The sequence below is a fragment of the Cryobacterium sp. TMT4-10 genome, from assembly GCF_004403275.1.
Lineage (GTDB): Bacteria > Actinomycetota > Actinomycetes > Actinomycetales > Microbacteriaceae > Cryobacterium > Cryobacterium shii.
The window spans coordinates 38,654-56,879 of record NZ_SOGU01000036.1 but is presented as its reverse complement, the minus strand read 5'-3'; the positions used below and the strand labels follow the sequence as shown (position 1 = coordinate 56,879).

At 69.7% G+C, this 18,226-nt stretch carries 17 protein-coding genes and 2 pseudogenes; 14 read left to right on the top strand and 5 right to left on the bottom strand.

Annotation, left to right across the window (positions count from 1 at the left end; all coding sequences use genetic code 11):
* Nucleotides 1-196: pseudogene (locus tag E3T42_RS16685) on the top strand (hypothetical protein); the annotation flags it as partial.
* 9 nt (nt 197-205) lie between these two features.
* A complete protein-coding gene (locus tag E3T42_RS05915; protein ID WP_134365868.1) occupies nt 206-1,015 on the top strand; it encodes a 1-acyl-sn-glycerol-3-phosphate acyltransferase in 810 nt (269 codons plus the stop codon).
* Here E3T42_RS05915 and E3T42_RS05910 read toward each other — a convergent pair.
* Nucleotides 1,012-1,614: a flavin reductase family protein gene (locus tag E3T42_RS05910; protein ID WP_134402645.1), complete on the bottom strand. Its 603-nt coding sequence runs from the start codon at nt 1,612-1,614 to the stop codon at nt 1,012-1,014. The two genes, E3T42_RS05915 and E3T42_RS05910, sit on opposite strands and share 4 nt — an antisense overlap.
* Nucleotides 1,615-1,686: 72 nt before the next feature.
* Between E3T42_RS05910 and hisD the strand changes: the two genes are divergently transcribed.
* The 3 genes from hisD to E3T42_RS05895 are packed head-to-tail and all read left to right on the top strand — an operon-like array spanning nt 1,687 to nt 4,584.
* Nucleotides 1,687-3,012 carry a histidinol dehydrogenase gene (hisD, locus tag E3T42_RS05905; RefSeq protein ID WP_134402644.1) on the top strand — a complete coding sequence of 442 codons (1,326 nt, stop codon included), beginning with the start codon at nt 1,687-1,689 and terminating at the stop codon, nt 3,010-3,012.
* A 12-nt stretch (nt 3,013-3,024) separates the two neighbouring features.
* Complete coding sequence (nrdR, locus tag E3T42_RS05900; protein ID WP_134365865.1) at nt 3,025-3,519, top strand: transcriptional regulator NrdR; 495 nt, start codon at nt 3,025-3,027, stop codon at nt 3,517-3,519.
* Nucleotides 3,520-3,552: 33 nt separating this feature from the next.
* A complete protein-coding gene (locus E3T42_RS05895; RefSeq protein WP_134365864.1) occupies nt 3,553-4,584 on the top strand; it encodes a quinone-dependent dihydroorotate dehydrogenase in 1,032 nt (343 codons plus the stop codon).
* Between the two features lie 41 nt (nt 4,585-4,625).
* On the opposite strand, the gene E3T42_RS05890 is transcribed toward E3T42_RS05895, so the two are convergent.
* Nucleotides 4,626-5,678 carry an App1 family protein gene (locus tag E3T42_RS05890; protein ID WP_134365872.1) on the bottom strand — a complete coding sequence of 351 codons (1,053 nt, stop codon included), beginning with the start codon at nt 5,676-5,678 and terminating at the stop codon, nt 4,626-4,628.
* A gap of 233 nt (nt 5,679-5,911) precedes the next feature.
* Between E3T42_RS05890 and E3T42_RS05885 the strand changes: the two genes are divergently transcribed.
* From E3T42_RS05885 to E3T42_RS05865, 5 genes are read left to right on the top strand one after another with little or no spacing between them, the layout of a single operon-like run.
* The gene (locus E3T42_RS05885; protein WP_134365863.1) at nt 5,912-6,565 is read left to right on the top strand and encodes a TetR/AcrR family transcriptional regulator; all 654 of its coding nucleotides are present in this window, start codon (nt 5,912-5,914) and stop codon (nt 6,563-6,565) included.
* Nucleotides 6,566-6,577: 12 nt separating this feature from the next.
* The gene (locus E3T42_RS05880; RefSeq protein WP_134365862.1) at nt 6,578-7,465 is read left to right on the top strand and encodes an ABC transporter ATP-binding protein; all 888 of its coding nucleotides are present in this window, start codon (nt 6,578-6,580) and stop codon (nt 7,463-7,465) included.
* Nucleotides 7,462-8,148, top strand: a complete 687-nt coding sequence (locus E3T42_RS05875) for an ABC transporter permease (RefSeq protein ID WP_134365861.1) — start codon at nt 7,462-7,464, stop codon at nt 8,146-8,148. The genes E3T42_RS05880 and E3T42_RS05875 overlap by 4 nt, the downstream gene beginning before the upstream one ends.
* Nucleotides 8,145-8,885: an ABC transporter permease gene (locus E3T42_RS05870; protein ID WP_134365860.1), complete on the top strand. Its 741-nt coding sequence runs from the start codon at nt 8,145-8,147 to the stop codon at nt 8,883-8,885. The genes E3T42_RS05875 and E3T42_RS05870 overlap by 4 nt, the downstream gene beginning before the upstream one ends.
* Nucleotides 8,885-9,811 carry an ABC transporter substrate-binding protein gene (locus E3T42_RS05865; RefSeq protein WP_134402643.1) on the top strand — a complete coding sequence of 309 codons (927 nt, stop codon included), beginning with the start codon at nt 8,885-8,887 and terminating at the stop codon, nt 9,809-9,811. Before E3T42_RS05870 ends, E3T42_RS05865 begins: the two co-directional genes overlap by 1 nt.
* A 117-nt stretch (nt 9,812-9,928) precedes the next feature.
* Here E3T42_RS05865 and E3T42_RS05860 read toward each other — a convergent pair whose 3' ends face one another.
* On the bottom strand, nt 9,929-10,867 hold the full coding sequence (locus tag E3T42_RS05860) for a M56 family metallopeptidase (RefSeq protein ID WP_134402642.1): 939 nt from the start codon (nt 10,865-10,867) through the stop codon (nt 9,929-9,931).
* Between the two features lie 124 nt (nt 10,868-10,991).
* Nucleotides 10,992-11,354 (bottom strand): annotated as a pseudogene (locus E3T42_RS05855) (BlaI/MecI/CopY family transcriptional regulator); the annotation flags it as partial.
* 97 nt (nt 11,355-11,451) lie between these two features.
* Here E3T42_RS05855 and E3T42_RS05850 point away from each other — a divergent pair.
* Genes E3T42_RS05850 through cydC form a run of 4 tightly spaced genes read left to right on the top strand, consistent with a single transcriptional unit; the run spans nt 11,452 to nt 17,499 of the window.
* Nucleotides 11,452-12,864: a cytochrome ubiquinol oxidase subunit I gene (locus E3T42_RS05850; protein ID WP_134365856.1), complete on the top strand. Its 1,413-nt coding sequence runs from the start codon at nt 11,452-11,454 to the stop codon at nt 12,862-12,864.
* Nucleotides 12,865-12,873: 9 nt separating this feature from the next.
* Nucleotides 12,874-13,890: a cytochrome d ubiquinol oxidase subunit II gene (gene cydB / locus E3T42_RS05845; protein WP_134402640.1), complete on the top strand. Its 1,017-nt coding sequence runs from the start codon at nt 12,874-12,876 to the stop codon at nt 13,888-13,890.
* Between the two features lie 53 nt (nt 13,891-13,943).
* A complete protein-coding gene (gene cydD, locus E3T42_RS05840) occupies nt 13,944-15,611 on the top strand; it encodes a thiol reductant ABC exporter subunit CydD (RefSeq protein ID WP_134402639.1) in 1,668 nt (555 codons plus the stop codon).
* Nucleotides 15,604-17,499 (top strand): thiol reductant ABC exporter subunit CydC, encoded by a 1,896-nt coding sequence (cydC, locus tag E3T42_RS05835; RefSeq protein ID WP_134402638.1) that lies wholly within the window; start codon nt 15,604-15,606, stop codon nt 17,497-17,499. The genes cydD and cydC overlap by 8 nt, the downstream gene beginning before the upstream one ends.
* Before the next feature lie 40 nt (nt 17,500-17,539).
* Here cydC and E3T42_RS05830 read toward each other — a convergent pair whose 3' ends face one another.
* Complete coding sequence (locus E3T42_RS05830) at nt 17,540-18,208, bottom strand: DedA family protein (protein ID WP_134365852.1); 669 nt, start codon at nt 18,206-18,208, stop codon at nt 17,540-17,542.
* Nucleotides 18,209-18,226: the final 18 nt, after the last annotated feature.

Below are 18,226 nucleotides of genomic sequence, written 5' to 3'. Positions count from 1 at the left end.
GATAAAACAGGGCTGGTTCGATCACCGGATGCTCGACAGCACCGGGTGGCAGATCCGGATGGTCCGGGGCTCGCCCGAGGTGATGGCACCACCCTGGCTCGAGAGCGGCCCGCGTCGATGGCGAAAGACCACGAAATCGCGAATCCAGATGGCCGACGCCATCGAACATAAGAACATCACCCGCGACGACCAGTAGCCTTGGATCATGACACGGCGCGAGAGTGAACCCCTGTACACGACGGCGATCACGGCCGGCCGGGCCGTTTTCGGCCTGCTGCGCCTGAAGCCGTCCGTCACGGGCCTGAAGAACCTGCCGGACACCGGGGGAGCCGTGCTGGCGATCACCCACTTCGGCTACATGGACTTCGCCCTGGTCGAGTGGATGCTGTGGCACAAGAACCGGCGTCACATCCGTTTCATGGCCAAAAAGGGCGCGTTCGACCAGAAGCTCGTCGGGGTGCTGCTACGCGGAATGCGGCACATCTCGGTCGATATGAAGGCGGGTGCGGAAGCCTACGGCCAGGCCGTGAAGGCGCTGAAGGAGGGAGAACTGCTCGGAGTGTTTCCGGAGGGCGGCGTGAACGCGTCCTTCACCGTGCGGGAACTCAAGAGCGGCGCCGTCCGGATGGCCGCCGAGGCCGGAGTCCCGATCATCCCGATCGCCGTCTGGGGCGGCCACCGCCTGCTCACCAAGAATCACAAGCCATCGCTGCGCGAGGCATCCGGCGTTCCGGTCAGCTTCGCCGTCGGTGAGGCGTTCACGGTCGCCGAATTATCGGCGGCTGCGGGGGAGGACGCCCAATCGTTGACGCAGGCGCTCCACGGCACCCTCCAGGGTCTCGTCGACGGACTGCAGGCCGCCTACCCGGTCGACGGTGCGGGGCAATGGTGGCAGCCGCGGCACCTCGGGGGCACCGCGCCCACGCCCGAGGTGGCCGCCGTGGCCGAGGCCGAACGCCGCCGCCTGAGGGACGCGAAGGCCCAGGCCGGGTCGAGTAAGACCAGTCGGGGCTAGACCCGTCGGGGCTGGACATCGGCCCCCGGCACGCGGTAGGTGCGCTCGTGATAGAGCAGGGCCTGGTCGTTCTCGCCCATGCCGCCGGACTCGATCTTCACGACCACCACGGCGCTGTTGTGCACCAGGACGCGCTCGATGATCCGGCCCACCATCCATGAGGTGACGTCCTTCAGCACGGGCAGGCCGTGCGGTCCGGGTTGCCAGTGGTCGCCGTCGAAGCGTTTGTCGGCCGGACCGGACATCACCTCGGCGACGCCGCGGTTGCGCGCCCCGAGAATGTGGATGACGACCCGGTCGCTCTCGGCGATCGCAGGCCAGGTGCTGGCCGACCGGGCCATGTTGAAGGTGGCCAGGGGCGGGACCGACGAGAGGGAGGCCAGTGATGTGGCCGTGAACCCCACCGGGGTGCCGTCGGGCCGCAACGCGGTGACCACGGCGACGCCGGCGGCGTGACGCCGGAAGGCGTGCTTGAACGCGGCCAGGTCCAGCGGCGCATTGGGGTCCTCGGCCAGGGGAACGGCGGCTGGCACCGCTGGCACGGCGGCTGGCACGGCGGCTGGTGCGGCGGCGTTCTGGGGCGTTTTGGTGTCGTTCATCTCAGTGACTCAATCTCCTCGGCGTTCAGACTATTCCCGGTGGGCGGGAGTTGATCGCTAGGCTGGAAGGCGATGATCCAGACTATTGACCTCAGAGGGACCCGGCCCACTCCGGCGGAATTGCTTGCGGCCGTCCCGCGCGCGCTCACCGACGTGACCGCGGCAAGCGATATCGCAGCCGAACTGATCGACGATGTACGGGCCAGGGGCGAGGATGCCCTCCTCGGCCAGGCGGAACGTCTCGACCGGGTGCGACCGGCCCACGTGCGGGTCCCCGCCTCCCACGTCGCCGAGGCGCTGGCCGGGCTGGAGCCCGCCGTGCGCACGGCCATCGAGGAGACCATCCGCCGGGTGCGCATCGCCAGCGCGGCCCAGGTCCCGCCGACCGTGACCACCACCATTGCCGACGGCGCCACCATCGTGCAGCGCTGGCAGCCGGTCAACCGGGTCGGCCTGTATGTGCCGGGCGGCAAGGCCGTCTACCCGTCCAGCGTCGTGATGAACGTGGTGCCCGCCCAGATCGCCGGCGTGTCCTCGATCGCGCTGGCCTCACCGCCGCAGAGCCACTTCGACGGCCGCGTGCACCCCACCATCCTCGCGGTCGCCGGTTTGCTCGGCATCGACGAGATCTACGCCATGGGCGGAGCCGGCGCCATCGGCGCATTCGCCTACGGCGTTCCCGGCCTCGGGCTCGACCCGGTGCAGCTCGTCACCGGACCCGGCAACGTGTACGTGGCCGCCGCGAAGCGCCTCGTCCGCGGGGTGACCGGCATCGATTCCGAGGCCGGCCCCACCGACATCCTCGTCATTGCGGATGCCTCCGCCGACCCGCGACTCGTCGCGGCAGACCTGGTCAGCCAGGCCGAGCACGACGAACTGGCCGCAGCCATGCTCGTCACCGACTCGGCCGTGCTCGCGGACGCCGTCGCCGAGCACCTCGTCGGGCTGATGGAGACCACCACCCACAGTGCCCGCGTCACCGCGTCGCTGAACGGGCGGCAGTCCGGGATCGTGCTCGTGGACGACGTGGCCGCGGCGGCCGCGTTCAGCAACGCCTTCGGACCGGAACACCTCGAGATCCAGACCCGGGACCCGGAAGCCGTCCTCGCCCTGATCGAGAACGCCGGCGCCATCTTCCTCGGCCCGCACTCCCCGGTCAGCCTCGGCGACTACGCGGCCGGCTCGAACCACGTGCTGCCCACGGGCGGGCAGGCCCGGTTCTCCTCCGGGCTCGGCGCCTACACCTTCCTCCGCCCGCAGCAGGTGGTCACGTACACCCGGGAGGCCCTGCGCGAGGTCGCCGGGCACATCGCGGCCCTGTCCGCCGCCGAGGCACTGCCGGCCCACGGGGACGCCGTCACCGCGCGTTTCGCCACCGCGCAATTCGGCACCGAGTAGGCTGGCAGCACAATGTTCTGCCCGTTCTGTCGCCACCCCGACTCCCGAGTCATCGACTCGCGCACGAGCGACGACGGACTCTCGATCCGCAGGCGCCGGCAGTGCCCGGAGTGCGGCCGCCGGTTCAGCACCACCGAGACGGCCAGCCTGAACATCGTCAAGCGCAGCGGGGTGGTCGAACCGTTCAGCCGGGACAAGATCGTCGCCGGCGTGCGCAAGGCCTGCCAGGGCCGCCCGGTGACCGATTCCGACCTGGCCATGCTGGCCCAGCGGGTCGAGGAGACCATCCGTCAGACGGGCTCGTCGCAGGTCGACGCGAACGACGTCGGCCTGGCGATCCTGCTCCCGCTGCGCGAACTCGACGAGGTGGCCTACCTGCGCTTCGCCAGCGTCTACCAGGCCTTCGACTCGCTCGAGGATTTCGAGGCCGCCATCTCCCAGCTCCGCATCGAGCACGGCGTCACCGCCGCAGCCCCGGCGGCCGCTGCCGGCCCGACCGAGCCCTAGAACCGAACCGCAGAACCGAACCTTAGAGGTCCCGTGTACCCGCTCGTCTTCTCGCTCTTCTTTGCCCGGCTCGACCCCGAACGCGCGCACCACCTGGCCTTCTCGGTGATCCGGGCCGTGCCCGCGCTGGGCTTCGGCCGCCTCGTGCACCGCTTCACCCGGCCCCGGACGGACCTCGGCGTCGACACCCTCGGGCTGCATTTCGCGTCGCCGTTCGGCCTCGCCGCCGGATTCGACAAAGACGGAAAGGCCGTCATCGGGCTCGGTCAGCTCGGCTTCGGCCATGTGGAGGTCGGCACGATCACGGCCGTCCCGCAGCCCGGAAACCCGACGCCGCGACTGTTCCGCCTGATCCCCGACCGTGCGGTGATCAACCGGATGGGGTTCAACAACGACGGCGCCCGCGCGGCCCGCGTACGCCTGTCCCGGGTGCGCGCCGTGCGTGGACGCCCGGTCCTCGGCATCAACATCGGCAAGAGCCGGGTCACGCCGGTGGAGGACGCCACGGCCGACTACCTGGCCAGTGCCGCCCTGCTGGCGCCCCTGGCCGACTACCTCGTGGTCAACGTCAGTTCGCCCAACACTCCCGGCCTGCGCGGTCTGCAGGAACTCGACCAGCTCGCCCCGCTGCTGCGCGCGGTCAAAGCCGAGGCCGGTGCCACCCCGCTGCTGGTCAAGATCGCCCCCGACCTCAGCGACGACGAGGTCACCCGCATCGCCGAACTGTCCGTGTCGCTTGGCCTCGACGGCATCATCGCCACCAACACCACGCTGTCCCGGGACGGGCTGAAAACGGATGCGGCCGTCGTCCTGGCCGCCGGCGCCGGCGGCCTCTCCGGCGCGCCGCTGCACGCCCGGTCCCTGGCCGTGCTCCGCCTGATCCGGGCGTCGGTGCCGGCCAGCCTCTGCGTGATCTCCGTCGGGGGCGTGGAAACGGCCGAACAGGTCGCCGAACGGCTCGCTGCCGGGGCCACCCTCGTGCAGGGGTACACCGGTTTCCTCTACCGCGGGCCGCTCTGGGCGCGCCAGATCAACCGGGGGCTGGATCGTATCCTGGCGGCCTGACGTCCGTTCCGAGGCCATCCAGGGTCCACGGGCGGGACCGGCTAGAGCAGGCCGCGCTCCGCGAGCTGGCGAGCCAGGCTCGCGCCGTCCGGGCCGTAGACCCAGCGCGGGTCGTGCGGCTCCTCCACGGTGTCTGTGACGACTTTGGCAGCCTTGGCCGGGCGTCCGGCCAGTACGGCCTCACCCGGCGACAGCTGGCGGATCGCGACCGTCTCCACGCTGCCGGGGAAGTCCCGCTGGAACTCGCCGTAGATGGCCTCATCGTGCTGGCCGTCGTCGCCGATCAGAATCCAGCGGATCTCCGGGAACTCCTGGGCCAGGCGCCGCAGATTCGCCCGCTTGTGATCCTGACCGCTGCGGAACCAGCGGTCGTGGGTCGGGCCCCAGTCGGTGAGGAGGAGCGCCCCGGAGGGGTACAGGTTGCGAGACAGGAATCGGGTCAGCGTCGGAGCGACGTTCCAGGCGCCGGTCGAGAGGTAGATCATCGGGGCGCCCTCCGCGGTGGCGGCCAGCCGGTCCAGCAGAACCGCCATGCCCGGGGTCGGAACGCGGGCATGCTCGTCGAGCACGAAGGTGTTCCAGGCGGCGAGCAGCGGCCGGGGGAGGGTGGTGACCATGACCGTGTCGTCGATATCGGAGATGATGCCGTGGCTCACGGAGGGCGCAACGATGAAGATGGGGGCGTCGACCGGCTGGAACGCGTCATCCGTGTGCAGCTGGGCCACGTGCCAGCCGGGCGTGAGCTTCACCTGGACGACCGTGTCGACCACGCCGCCGCGGTCGGCGCGCACGCGATGGGTGCTGCCGTTGATCTCGATGGTCACGGTCACGTCGTTGACCGGCACGCTGGTGAAACTGCGCCAGCCACGAATGCCCGCGTCCCGCCGCTCGGCCCGCCAACGATGGTGAACCGTTCTGGCCGGCTTCTCCGGCTTTTCCGGCTTGGCCAGGAGCACGCGGCAGAGGATGCGCACCCACTCGGTCGAGCCGTAGCCGGCATAGGGGATGACGGTCGGCAGGTAGCCGCGTTTGCGGGCCGAGCGTTCCCGCTTGAAATGCAGCCAATCCTCGACGCGGGCCGCGCGATGCATCATCTTCGCGGGTGCGCCCGTGGGCAGGATTCGAGGAGACGTCGACACAGTCCCTAGTCTCGCACGCGCCGGCCGCGGTCAAACCCGCGCCCGCGGCGGAAACCGCATCGGCAGCGCGCGGCGGCATCCGTGGAAAAAACGCGGGTTTCTCACATTCACCGGCGGGGCGCGCCGTTCCTGGCATCCGGAGCGTGTTTTGCACCGTAGGCTGATGACTTATCTTTCAAGGAGGACAAGTGTCACTCAGTGACCTTTTCGGTGGGGATCCTTTCGTACCGGGCCAGACGGTTCGGACCGAGCCAATTCAGCAGCGCAGCACGGCACGCCTGTCCGGCCTGCTCGACGCCGCTGCCGTCGTCGTCGACGAGGTGGGCTTCGACCGCATCACCACGGCGATGGTGGCCGAGCGCGCCGGGGCGTCGATCGGTACCGTGTACCGCTACTACCCCGACCGGGTGGCCGTGCTGCAGGCGCTGCGGGAGCGAGCGGTGCAGCGGTACCGGCAGCGGGTGGCGGATGAGCTCAAGCAGAGCTCCCCGCAGACCTGGTGGGACGCCGTCGACTGCTCCATCACGGCCTTCGTCGACCTGTATCGTTCCGAGCCGGGTTTTCGCATCATGCACTTCTCGGACCGTGAACTGTCCCCGATCACCGCCGATCTCGACTCCGGATTCTTCGCCCGGCAGCTGGCCGTGGTCCTCGCGGAGGAGTTCGGCCTCGCTGGCGGCGCCGAGCTGACTTTCCGCCTCGAAGTTGCGGTCGAGATGGCCGATTCGATCCTGTCCCGCGCGTTCCGGGCGAACCCCCAGGGCGACGAGCGTTTCATCGCGGAATGCCGACGTGTCATGCAGGATTACCTCCTCGGCTACTACGGGCCGGGCACCGCCTAGAAAGCGACTTCCATGATCGAGTTCCGCTCGGTGAGCAAACAGTTCCCGGACGGCACCCTGGCCGTTGAGGACTTCAGCCTGACCCTCCCGTCACACCAGACGACGGTGCTGGTCGGGTCGTCGGGTTCCGGCAAGACCACCCTGTTGCGCATGATCAACCGGATGGTCGACCCGTCGTCCGGCGCGATCGAGATCGACGGCGTCGGCATCCACACCCTCGAGCCCGTGCAGCTCCGCCGCCGCATCGGCTATGTGATGCAGAATTCCGGCCTGCTGCCGCACCGCACCGTGATCGACAATGTGGCCACCGTGCCCCTCCTGCGCGGGACGCCGAAGAAGAATGCCAGGCAGGACGCCCTGGCCCTGCTCGACACCGTCGGCCTGGACCGCTCCCTCGCGGACCGGTACCCGAGCCAGCTGTCCGGCGGACAGCAGCAGAGGGTGGGCGTCGCCCGTGGACTCGCGGTCAACCCCAACATCCTGCTGATGGACGAGCCTTTCGGGGCCGTCGACCCGATCGTTCGGGCGGAGCTGCAGCAGGAACTGATCCGGCTGCAGAGCGAGCTCGGAAAGACCGTCGTTTTCGTCACGCACGACATCGAGGAGGCGTTTCTCCTGGGCGACCAGGTCGTGATCCTGCGCGAGGGCGGCCGGATCGCGCAGATTGGCTCGCCGGCCGAGATCCTGGCCAACCCGGCCGACGATTTCGTGGCCAGCTTCGTCGGAGCCGACCGCGGCAAGCGCGCCCTGCATCTGGAGCGCCGGGGCGACGGTGACGTCCTCGTTGACAGCGAGGGGCGTCTGGCCGGAGTACTAGTGCCCGGCGGCCGGCCCCACGAGACAAAGGCCGGCCCGTTCCCGGGGCCGGGTGCTCCGGCGCAGGGTGGGGAGCCGCAGTGACCTGGATCTGGTCGAATCTGGACCTCATCTGGGATCGCACCCTCGATCACCTCGTCCTCAGCGTGCCGCCGATCGTCTTCAGCTTCCTGATCGCGCTGCCGCTCGGCTGGCTCGCGAACCGGTACCGGCTCAGCCGGGGCGTCATCCTGACCGTCAGCGGGCTACTCTACGCCATCCCGTCCCTGCCGCTCTTCTTCGTGCTCCCGGCCATCGTGGGCACCAGCCTCCGATCGCCCCTGAACCTGGTCATCGCCCTGACCCTCTACGGCGTGGCGCTGATGGTGCGCGTGGTGGCCGACGGCCTGGCATCCGTGGACGCGGACGTGCGCCAGTCGGCCGTCGCGCTCGGCTACTCCGGCTGGAGCATCTTCTGGCAGGTGGAACTGCCGCTCTCCGGCCCCGTTCTCCTCGCCGGCCTCCGGGTCGTGGCGGTCAGCACGGTCAGCCTCGCCACGGTGGGGGCTGTGATCGGCGCCCAGAGCCTCGGCAGTCTCTTCACGGATGGCTTCCAGCGCGGCATCGAGGCCGAAATCATCGCCGGCATTGTGGCGACCGTGCTGGTCGCGCTCCTGCTCGACGGGGCGCTCGTCGTTCTCGGCCGGGTCGCCCTGCCGTGGACGCGCCCGGCCGGCTCGAACGGGGCCGCCGCGCGCGAGGCCCGGATCGTCGAGGTCACCACATGAACCTCTTTGTCGACGCACTGAACTGGATCCTCGACCCGGCCAACTACACCGGGCCGGGCGGCATCTCCGTGCGCCTGGTCGAGCACCTCGGCTTCACCGTCGTGGCGCTGCTGATGGCCTCCGCCATCGCCATCCCGTGCGGGTTCGTCATCGGCCACACCGGCCGTGGCCGCGGCCTGGCCGTGGCCACGTCCGGCGGGCTCAGGGCCATCCCGACCCTCGGGCTGCTCACCCTGGTGGCGCTCTGGATCGGGATCGGGCTCGGCGCCCCGTACGTGGCGCTCACCGTGCTGGCGATCCCGCCGATCCTCGCGGGCGCCTACACGGGCTTCGAAGCGATCGACCGGGCCGTCATCGACTCCGCGCGGTCCGTGGGCATGTCCGAGGCCCAGATCGTGCGCACGGTCGAGATCCCGCTGGGCCTGCCGCTGCTGATCGCCGGGTTGCGGTCCGCCACCCTCCAGGTCGTCGCCACAGCGACCCTGGCCGCGTATGTGGCGGATTTCGGACTCGGCCGGTTCCTGTTCGCCGGCCTCAAGACGAGAGACTATGGGGAGATGCTCGGCGGATCCATCCTCGTCATCCTGCTCGCTTTCGCGCTCGAGGGAATATTCACCGTTGTGCAGAGACTTGTCGTCCCTAGAGGTGTTGCGTCCGGACGCCTCCCAGTCGACCGGGCCAGGTCAGCCAGACCCAGCCCGGGGATGGAACCCGCCATCACGGAAGGAAACCACTAATGTTCACAGTGAATAAAGGCCGGCTCGCGGCAGTCGCCGCGGTCGCGGTTGGGGCCGTCGTAGCCCTTGCAGGGTGTGCGTCCGGTGACCCGCTGGACTCCGGAAGTTCCGGCTCCGGTGATTCCGGGACCCTGGTCGTCGGTTCCCAGGACTACTACTCCAACGAAATCGTCGCCGAAATCTATGCCCAGGCGCTCGAGGCGAACGGCGTGACGGTCGACCGCCAGTTCAAAATCGGCCAGCGCGAGGTCTACCTGCCCGAGATCAAGGGCGGGGCCATCGACGTCTTCCCCGAATACACCGGAAGCCTGCTGCAGGCTCTCGACTCGAAGGCCGCCGGCGGCACCGCCGCCGAGACCTACGCCGAACTGCAGGATGCGCTACCGAAGGGCCTGAGCGTGCTGGACATGGCGGCCGCGACGGACCAGAACTCCTGGACCGTGACGCAGGCCTTCGCCGACAAGTACAAGCTGACGGACATCGCGTCGCTCAAGAACGTGACCGAGCCGATCACGGTGGGCGGCAACTCCGAGCTGGAGACCCGGCCCTACGGGCCGACGGCGCTCAAGGAGAAGTACGGCATCGAGACCGCCGGGTTCAAGCCGGTCGAGGATGGCGGCGGCCCGCTCACCGTCAAGGCCCTGGTCGACAACGACATCCAGCTGGCTAACATCTACACGGCCAGCCCCAACATCAAGTCGGACAACCTCGTGGCCCTGCAAGACCCCGACGGGCTGTTCTTCCCGGACAACGTCGTGCCCGTCGTGTCCAAGAAGGTCGACGACAGGGCCGCCGCGGTGCTGAACAAGGTCAGTGCCGCCCTGAGCGCCGAAGACCTGGTCAGCCTCAACTCCGAGAGCGTGAACGACCAGCTCTCGGCCGAGAAGATCGCGGCCGCCTGGCTCAAGCAGGCGAACCTCTTCTAGGCATCCCTCACCAATTCGACGGAGATTCTGCGCCCACGGGCCGGTTTTCGGCCCAAAACGGTCCGGAAGCCGAGAATCTCCGTCGAATTGGTTCGCGCGGCGGTCAGGCAGCGACGCTCAGGCAGCGAAGATGAGCAGCGTCGGCAGCACCAGGAGCGACGCCGAACACGCCACTGCGGCCACGACGACGGGGAGCGGCAGGGCCGGCGGAGGCGTGAGCAGCCGGCGCACCCGCGGGGTGACGAGGTCGAACGGATGGTCGGGGCCGCCGCCCGGGACGACGTCCCCGCCCAGCGGGTCCACCTGGTGCGCCGACCCGACCAGCGCGATGGCGGTCGCCAGCGTGCGGTCGGGCACCACGCGCCTGGCCCGGTCGTCGGCGAGCATCTCCACCAGCAGGGCGACCGCGTTCTCGGCGCGATTGGCGATGGGAAACCACGGCAGGGAGCTGTGCCAGGACTTGAACGCGAGCAGCACGAGATGGTGCTGCTGCAGCAGGTGGGCGCGCTCATGCTCGATCACCCCGCGCAACTGGTCCTCGTCGAGCAGCCGGAGCAGGCCCATCGACAGGACGGTCGCCGACCGGGCCGCGCCGGGCAGGCAGTAGGCCACGGGCGCGTCATGGTCGATGACGTGCATCCCCGGTCTGTCCGGCACCGGATGGCTGAGCAGACCGATCAGATGATGGTGCCGCCGGTGCTGCCGTTCCGCGCGAAAGAAGGTCGCCGCGAGGTTCAGCAGCAGGTGACCGCCGAGGATCAGGGCCCCGCACAGCATCAGCACCGACGTGAGCGTCGTGCCGGCCGGAAGGGTACCGGCCCCGAGATGCCCGGCCAGCGAACGGATGCCGCCCGGCAGGTCGCTGCCGAAGGGGAGGAGCCCGAAGGCGAGGAGCGAGCCGATCATGGACAGGCCGCCGGCCAGGGCGATGGACTGCCACAGCGTCAGGGCGAGAACGGGGGAGCCCACCGGCCAGCGCGCACCGGCCAGGAGGATCGGGATCGGGCCGGCGAGGGCGACGGCCACGACCATCAGGCCTATCGCGGTGACGAGCACGCGGATCCCGGCTGCACGCGACTCACTCGCGGCGGATGGTGCTGGTGCTGGTGCTGGTGCTGGTGCTGGTGCTGCTGGTGCTCGCGCTGCTGGTGTTCGTCGCGGGGGTGCTCGTTCTGATGGTGCCGAGGAGGTGCCGCAGCGCCTCGGCCTCCGCGGGGCTGACGTTGCCGATGAACCGGGCCAGGGCCGCCTGGCGGTCGGGAGCCGACCCGAGCACCTCGTGCATCAACTCGGCGGTGTGTTCGGCCCGGGTCGTGACCGCCCGGTACCGGTGCGGGCGCGCGTCCCGGTCGCGGGTCACGAAGCCCTTCGTTTCCAGCCGGGACAGCACGGTCAGCACCGTCGTGGTGGCCAGGGGCTTCTTGCTGGCCGCCACGGCCGCCGGGGTGAGCAGCCGGTCGCGCAGGTCCGTGGCGGGCAGGGACTCCCCGGAGTCCCAGAGCACATCCATCAGCAGTCTCTCGAGCACGCCCAAATTCCCCATAAGGGGGAGTGTAACAAGGATGAATACCGCAGTTCTACGGCGGGTAGAAGGGTAATGTCTTCTACGTATTGTAGAAACCGAAGTCGCTGGAGGGCGCATGAACGAGTGGCTGGATCCCTTACTCCTGTCGAGATGGCAGTTCGGTCTGACCACCGTCTACCATTTCCTGTTCGTCCCGCTGACGATCGGCCTCGCGCTGACCGTGGCGATCTTCCAGTCCGCCTGGGTGCGCACGGACAAGGCCAAGTACCTGCAGCTCACCCACTTCTTCGGCAAGATCTTCCTGATCAACTTCGCCATGGGCGTCGTCACCGGAATCGTGCAGGAATTCCAGTTCGGGATGAACTGGTCCGATTACTCCCGCTTCGTCGGTGACGTCTTCGGCGCCCCGCTCGCGTTCGAGGGGATCACCGCGTTCTTCCTTGAAGCCACCTTCATCGGGCTGTGGATCTTCGGCTGGGACAAGCTGCCGCGCGGCCTTCACCTGGCGACGATCTGGCTGACCGTCGCCGGCAGCATCGCCTCCGCCTACTTCATCCTGGCCGCGAACGCGTTCATGCAGAACCCGATCGCCTTCCGCATCAACGAGACGCGCGGGCGAGCGGAGCTGACGGATATCGGCGAGTTGCTGACGAATCCGATCGCCCTGGCCTCGTTCCCGCACACGATCTTCGCCTGCTTCATGGTGTCATCCGGCCTCGTCATCTCGGTGGCCGCCTGGCACCTGGCCCGCAAGCAGAACGAGGACACCATGCGTCCCGCTCTCAAATTCGGGATGTGGATGATGGTCATCTCCGGCGCGCTGACGACCTTCTTCGGCGACTCGCTGAGCCTGGCGATGACCGCGGCGCAGCCCATGAAGATGGCGGCCGCCGAGGCCATGTACAAGACGGCGACCGGGGCCAACGCCTCCTTCTCCATCTTCACCCTCGGCACCCCGGACGGTGTCAGCGAGCTGTTCTCCGTGCGCATCCCCTACCTCCTGTCATTCCTGTCGACGCACACCCTGGACGGCACCGTCGAGGGCATCGACAACCTGCAGGCGCAGTACGTGACCCTGTACGGCCCGGGCGATTACACGCCCACGATCTGGATCACCTACTGGGCGTTCCGCTGGATGATCGGTCTCGGCATCGCGCACATCCTGGTCGCCGTCGTCGGGCTCTGGCTGACCCGCAACGGGCGCACCCCGAAGGCCGCGTGGATCTGGAAGGTCGCCATCTGGAGCTTCCCGTTCTCGCTGCTCGCCATGAGCGTCGGCTGGGTCTTCACCGAGATGGGCCGCCAGCCCTGGCTCGTGTTCGGGCTGCTGCGCACCCAGGACGGGGTGTCGCCCAATGTCAGCGGTCTCGAGATCCTGATCTCGCTGGTCGCGTTCACACTGATCTACGGCATCCTCGCCGTCGTCGAATTCAAACTGATCCTCCAGGCTGTGAAGAAGGGACCCGCCCCCGCGCCGGTTCCCGACCCGGTTTCGGGCCAGGTCAAGCCACAGGTCACGGTGTACTAGGAGCTCATGATGGAACTCAACATTCTCTGGTTCTGGATCATCGCCGCGATGTTCATCGGCTACTTCGTGCTCGACGGCTTCGACTTCGGCGTCGGGATGTCCCTGCCCTTCCTCGGCAAGGACGACCTCGACCGTCGCGTCATCATCAACACCATCGGCCCGGTCTGGGACCTGAACGAAACCTGGGTCATCGTCGCCGGGGCCTCGCTCTTCGCGGCATTCCCGGAATGGTACGCGACGATGTTCAGCGGGTTCTACCTGGCCCTGCTCGTGATCCTGCTCGCGCTGATCGTGCGCGGCGTGTCGTTCGAATACCGCCACCAGCGGCCCGAATCCGTATGGAAGGCGCGCTTCGACCTCATGATCGTCGTGGGGTCCGCGGTCCCCGCCCTGCTCTGGGGCGTGGCCTTCGCCAACGTCGTCCAGGGCGTGCAGCTGGATGCCGGGCACAACTACATCGGCACCTTCTTCGACCTGCTGAACCCGTACGCCCTGCTCGGCGGGCTGACCACGCTCCTGCTCTTCTTCGCCCACGGCGTGGTGTTCATCTCCCTGAAGACGGAGGGCGACATCCGTCAGCGGGCCCAGAAGCTGGCCGTGAAGGCCGGCCTCGTGACGATCCTGGTCGCCGCGTCCTTCCTGCTCTGGACCACGCTGGTCTTCGGCAGCGTCGCGACGGCCGTCTTCGCGGGCGTCGCGGCGGCCGCGCTGATCGCGTCGTTCCTCGCAAATCTGCGCGGGTCGGAGGGCTGGGCGTTCACGCTGATGGCGGCGACGATCGCCTTCGCCGTGCTGACGCTCTTCGCCTCCCTGTTCCCCGACGTGATGCCGGCGAGCAACGACGCGGCCAACAGCCTGACCATCGACAACGCCTCGTCGACGCCGTACACACTCCAGGTGATGAGCTGGACGGCCCTGTTCGCGATGCCGGTCATCCTGCTCTACCAGGGCTGGACCTACTGGGTGCTGCGCAAGCGGGTCAGCCGGAAGACCGTGACGGCGGCGGTAGACTCCGCCGTCCACTGAGTCCGCCCTTCGCTGAGTCCGCCGCACATTGAATCCGCCGTAAACTGAAACGGATGCGCCCTCTCGATCCCCGGCTTCTCCGCTACGCGACCGCCGCCCGGTGGTTCCTGGCAGCCGGAGCCGTGCTCGGGCTGGCGCAGACCGTCACGGTGATCGCGTTCTCCTGGCTGCTCAGCCAGAGCATCACGCTCGCGGTGGCCGGCGCGCAGAGGAGCGAACTGGCCGGCACGATCGGCGCCCTCGCCGGCGTCGTCGTCGTGCGCGCGGTGCTGGTCTGGCTGCTCGAGGTCGCCGCCACCCGCGGGGCGGCCTCGGTCAAGAGCCAGCTGCGGCGCCAGGTGCTCGACCGGCTCGCCGAACGGGGCCCCGACTGGCTGGCCGGCCGGCAGAGCGCGAGCGTGGCCACCCTGGTGACGCAGGGCCTTGACGCGCTGGAAAACTACTTCGCCCGTTACCTGCCCCAGCTGCTGCTCGCCGGCATCGCCACGCCCCTGCTGATCCTGGTCATGCTCTGGCAGGACCTGCCCAGCGGGATCACCGTGATCGTGGTGCTGCCGTTCATCCCGGTCTTCATGATTCTGATCGGCCAGGCCACCCTGGCCGTACAGCGTCAGCAATGGGACTCCCTGCACCGACTGTCCACCGGGTTCCTCGACCTGGTCGGGGGCCTCGGCACACTGAAGATCTACGGCCGGCAGGCCCGCCAGTTCGAGCGGGTGCGCACCATCACCGACGACTACCGCACGCGCACCATGAAGGTGCTGCGGGTCTCCTTCCTCAGCGGCTTCGTGCTGGAACTGGCGGCCAGCCTGTCGGTGGCCCTCGTCGCCGTGTCGATCGGCCTGCGTCTGGTGGATGGCAGCCTCTCCCTCGGGGTCGGGCTCTTCGTGCTGCTGCTGGCCCCGGAGGCGTTCCTGCCCGTGCGCCAGGTCGGCGCCCAGTTCCACGCCGCGGCCGACGGGCTCGCGGCCTCCGAAGAGGTCTTCGCCCTCCTCGACGAGGGCCGGCCGGACTCCGCGCCGGTCCCGGCCCCGGTCTCCGCGTCCGTCCCGGTCCCGTCGCCGAGCCCGGTGCTGCCGAAGCCGGGCGGCCCGCTCCGGTTCGAACAGGTCACGATCCGGCGGGGCACGGATGCCACGGTGTCCGATTTCAGCGCCGTCTTCCGCCCGGGGCAGCTGGCCGTGGTCGTCGGCCCGAGCGGAGCCGGAAAATCCACCCTGGTGGCGGCCCTGCAGGGTTTCGTCCCGTTCGAGGGCCGCATCAGCCTCGGCGACCGCGCCCTGACCCCGGGCACCGGCCGGCCCCAGCTGGCCTGGGCCGGGCAGCGACCCGGACTCTTCCAGGGAACGATCGCCGACAATCTTGCCCTCGGCGACGCATCCGTCGACCCGGCCGCGGTGACGACCGCACTGGCCTGGGCCGGGGCGGCCGACCTGGCCCCGGACACGCTGCTCGGCGTCGCCGGGGCGGGGCTGTCCGGCGGGCAGTCCCAGCGGGTCGCCGCGGCGCGGGCGATCTACCGTGCCCGCACCCACGGCTGCTCCATCGTGGTGCTCGACGAACCCAGTTCGGCCCTCGACGCCGCGGCGGAGACGCTACTCGCCGCAGGGCTGCGCCGACTGGCCGACGAGGGGCGGATCGTGATCGTGGTCACCCACCGCCCCGCCCTGCGCGCCGCCGCCGACCAGATCGTGCAGCTGAGTGAGGTGGCCCATGTCTGAGCAAACCGTGCCCGAAGACACCGTGCCGGAAGACACCGTGCCGGAAAACACCGTGCCGGAAAACACCGTGCCGGAAAACACCGTGCCGGAAAACACCGTGCCTGAAAAACCCGCGCCGGAGACCTGTGGGTCTGGGAACGCGGACCCGTCGGCGGTGCGGACGGTGCTCCGGCTCGCCCAGCCGCGCGCGCGCCGGTTCGCCCCCGGCCTGGCCGCCGGCGTGGCGAGCGCGATCTTCGCGGTGGCCCTGCTGGCCTCCTCAGCCTGGCTGATCACCCGCGCCGCCGAACAGCCGCCGATCATGTTCCTCTCGATGGCCGTCGTCGGCGTGCGGGCCTTCGCCCTGGGCCGGTCCGCCTTCCGGTACCTGCAACGGCTGGCCAGCCACGACGCCGCCTTCCGCCAGCTCGCCGACCTGCGCCTGGGCGTGTTCGCCCGGCTCGTGCCCCTCGCCCCGGCCGGGCTCTCGAACACCGGCCGCGGGGACCTGCTCACCCGCCTCGTCCGCGACGTCGACGACCTGCAGGACCTGCCGTTGCGGGTCGTGCAGCCGCTCGCGACCGCCGGCATCCTCGCGGCCCTGAGCGTGTTCGGGGTCTGGCTGGTGCTCCCGGCGGCCGCCCTGACGCTGGCCCTGGCCCTCCTCCTCGCCGGCGTCGTCGCGACGCTTGCCTCCAGCGCCCTGTCCGCCCGGTCGGAGCGGGAACTCGCCCCCCTGCGTGGAGCCCTCGCGGGCGAGGTGCTCGAGGTCGTCGAGAACCTCGACGTGCTCACCGCCTTCGGCGCCCTCCCCGGGCGGCTGGACACCCTGGCGGCGGCCGACGACCGGTTGCGCCGGGCCTCCCTGCGTCGCTCACTGGGCGTGGGCGTGCAGGGCGCCGTGCTGTCCCTGTTCGCGGGCGCCGCGACCGTCGGGGCCCTGTGGGTCGGCATCCCGGAGCTCCTCAACTCCGGGCCCGACGGTGCGGGCCTGGTCACCGGGGCCGGCGCACTGACCGGGCCGGGCTTCGCCGTCGTCGTCCTCGTGCCGATGGCGGTCTTCGAGGTGTTCGGCCTGATCCCCCTGGCGCTCGGCGTGTGGCGGCAGGTGCGCTCCAGCGCCCGCCGGGTGACCTCGGCCGTCCCGGCGGAGGTCCCGCCGGAGATCCCACTCGATGCCTCGCTCGATGCGCTGCTGGACACCCCGCTCGACACCCCACCCGGCGTCGGCGTCACCGTGGGCGCGCGGCCGGTCCTCGAACTGGCCGGCCTGGGCGCGAGCTGGCCCGGCACGGATGCCCCGGCGCTCACCGACGTCACCCTGCGCCTGGCGCCCGGCGACCGGGTGCACCTCTTCGGCCCGAGCGGCGCCGGAAAGAGCACCCTCACCCTGGTCCTGGTGCGCTTCCTCGACTACACGGGCTCCTACCGGCTCGACGGCGTCGAGGCGCGCACGCTGCCCCAGGACGCGGTGCGGGCGCGCGTCGGACTGTGCGAGCAGCGCCCCTGGCTCTTCGACGACAGCATCCGTCAGAACCTGCTCTTCGCCCGCGACACCGCCACCGACGACGACCTTCTGGCCGTTCTCGGCCGGGTGGGCCTGGGCGCCTGGACCCGTCAGCGCGGCGGCCTCGACGCTCGGGTGGGGGAGCAGGGCGCCCTGGTCTCGGGCGGCCAGGCCCAGCGGATCGCGCTGGCCCGCGCACTGCTCGCGGATTTCCCGGTGCTCATCGTCGACGAACCGACCGCGAACGTCGACGAAGCCCAGGGCGAGCAGCTGGTCCGCGACATCCTGGAGACGGCCGCCGAAGACGGACGCGCCGTGCTGCTGATCTCGCACACCCCGGTGCCCGACGAGCTGATCACCGCGCGCGTCACCGTGCCCGGCCCGGCACGCCCGCGGCGATAGACGCGACGCTCGCGACAGCAGGCACCCGGAACCGGTCCCGTTACTCCTCGTGCAGGGTCGCCGGCCCGTCCGGCTGCTCCATGTGCCGGGCCTCCCGACGGTTCAACCACTTCTTGATCAGGAGCACGAGCAGCACGAAGGCCGCGATCGCGGCCACGAAGAGGTATCCGGCGAAGTGGAGCCGGTCGGCGAGCTCCCGGTAACCGTCGGCGGCGGCCCACCCGACCGAGACGTAGGCCAGCGACCACAGCACACAGGCCGGCACGGTCCACGCCATGAACGTGCGGTAGCGCATCGGGCTCATCCCCACGGTCAGCGGGATCAGGGAGTGCAGCACCGGCAGGAACCGGGACAGGAACACGGCGATCCCGCCGCGACGGGCCAGGTAGATCTCCGCCCGGGCCCAGTTGCGCTCGCCCAGACGGCGTCCGAGCCGGCTCAACCGGATCCACGGGCCGAAGTGCCGCCCCAGCGCGAACCCGATGCTCTCGCCGACCAGGGCGCCGACGATCACGGTGACGACCAGTCCCACGAACTCGACCGTGTTCCCCACCGCCGTGCTCGCGACGATCACGATGGAATCGCCCGGAACCACGAGTCCGACCAGCACGGATGTCTCCAGCACCATGCCGAGACCGGCCAGCAGGGTGCGCACGACCGGGTCGACACTGGCGACGGTGTCGAGGATCGAGCTGAGGATGTCGTTCACCCGGCCCAGCCTAGGCCG

What these genes read in the sequence shown, in the direction of transcription:
- E3T42_RS05915 (WP_134365868.1), top strand. Translation starts at nt 206, where the DNA reads ATGACACGGCGCGAGAGTGAACCCCTGTACACGACGGCGATCACGGCC.
- E3T42_RS05880 (WP_134365862.1), top strand. Translation starts at nt 6,578, where the DNA reads ATGATCGAGTTCCGCTCGGTGAGCAAACAGTTCCCGGACGGCACCCTG.
- E3T42_RS05865 (WP_134402643.1), top strand. Translation starts at nt 8,885, where the DNA reads ATGTTCACAGTGAATAAAGGCCGGCTCGCGGCAGTCGCCGCGGTCGCG.
- E3T42_RS05870 (WP_134365860.1), top strand. Translation starts at nt 8,145, where the DNA reads ATGAACCTCTTTGTCGACGCACTGAACTGGATCCTCGACCCGGCCAAC.
- hisD (WP_134402644.1), top strand. Translation starts at nt 1,687, where the DNA reads ATGATCCAGACTATTGACCTCAGAGGGACCCGGCCCACTCCGGCGGAA.
- E3T42_RS05890 (WP_134365872.1), bottom strand. Translation starts at nt 5,678, where the DNA reads ATGATGCATCGCGCGGCCCGCGTCGAGGATTGGCTGCATTTCAAGCGG.
- cydC (WP_134402638.1), top strand. Translation starts at nt 15,604, where the DNA reads ATGTCTGAGCAAACCGTGCCCGAAGACACCGTGCCGGAAGACACCGTG.
- nrdR (WP_134365865.1), top strand. Translation starts at nt 3,025, where the DNA reads ATGTTCTGCCCGTTCTGTCGCCACCCCGACTCCCGAGTCATCGACTCG.
- E3T42_RS05910 (WP_134402645.1), bottom strand. Translation starts at nt 1,614, where the DNA reads ATGAACGACACCAAAACGCCCCAGAACGCCGCCGCACCAGCCGCCGTG.
- cydD (WP_134402639.1), top strand. Translation starts at nt 13,944, where the DNA reads ATGCGCCCTCTCGATCCCCGGCTTCTCCGCTACGCGACCGCCGCCCGG.
- cydB (WP_134402640.1), top strand. Translation starts at nt 12,874, where the DNA reads ATGGAACTCAACATTCTCTGGTTCTGGATCATCGCCGCGATGTTCATC.
- E3T42_RS05850 (WP_134365856.1), top strand. Translation starts at nt 11,452, where the DNA reads ATGAACGAGTGGCTGGATCCCTTACTCCTGTCGAGATGGCAGTTCGGT.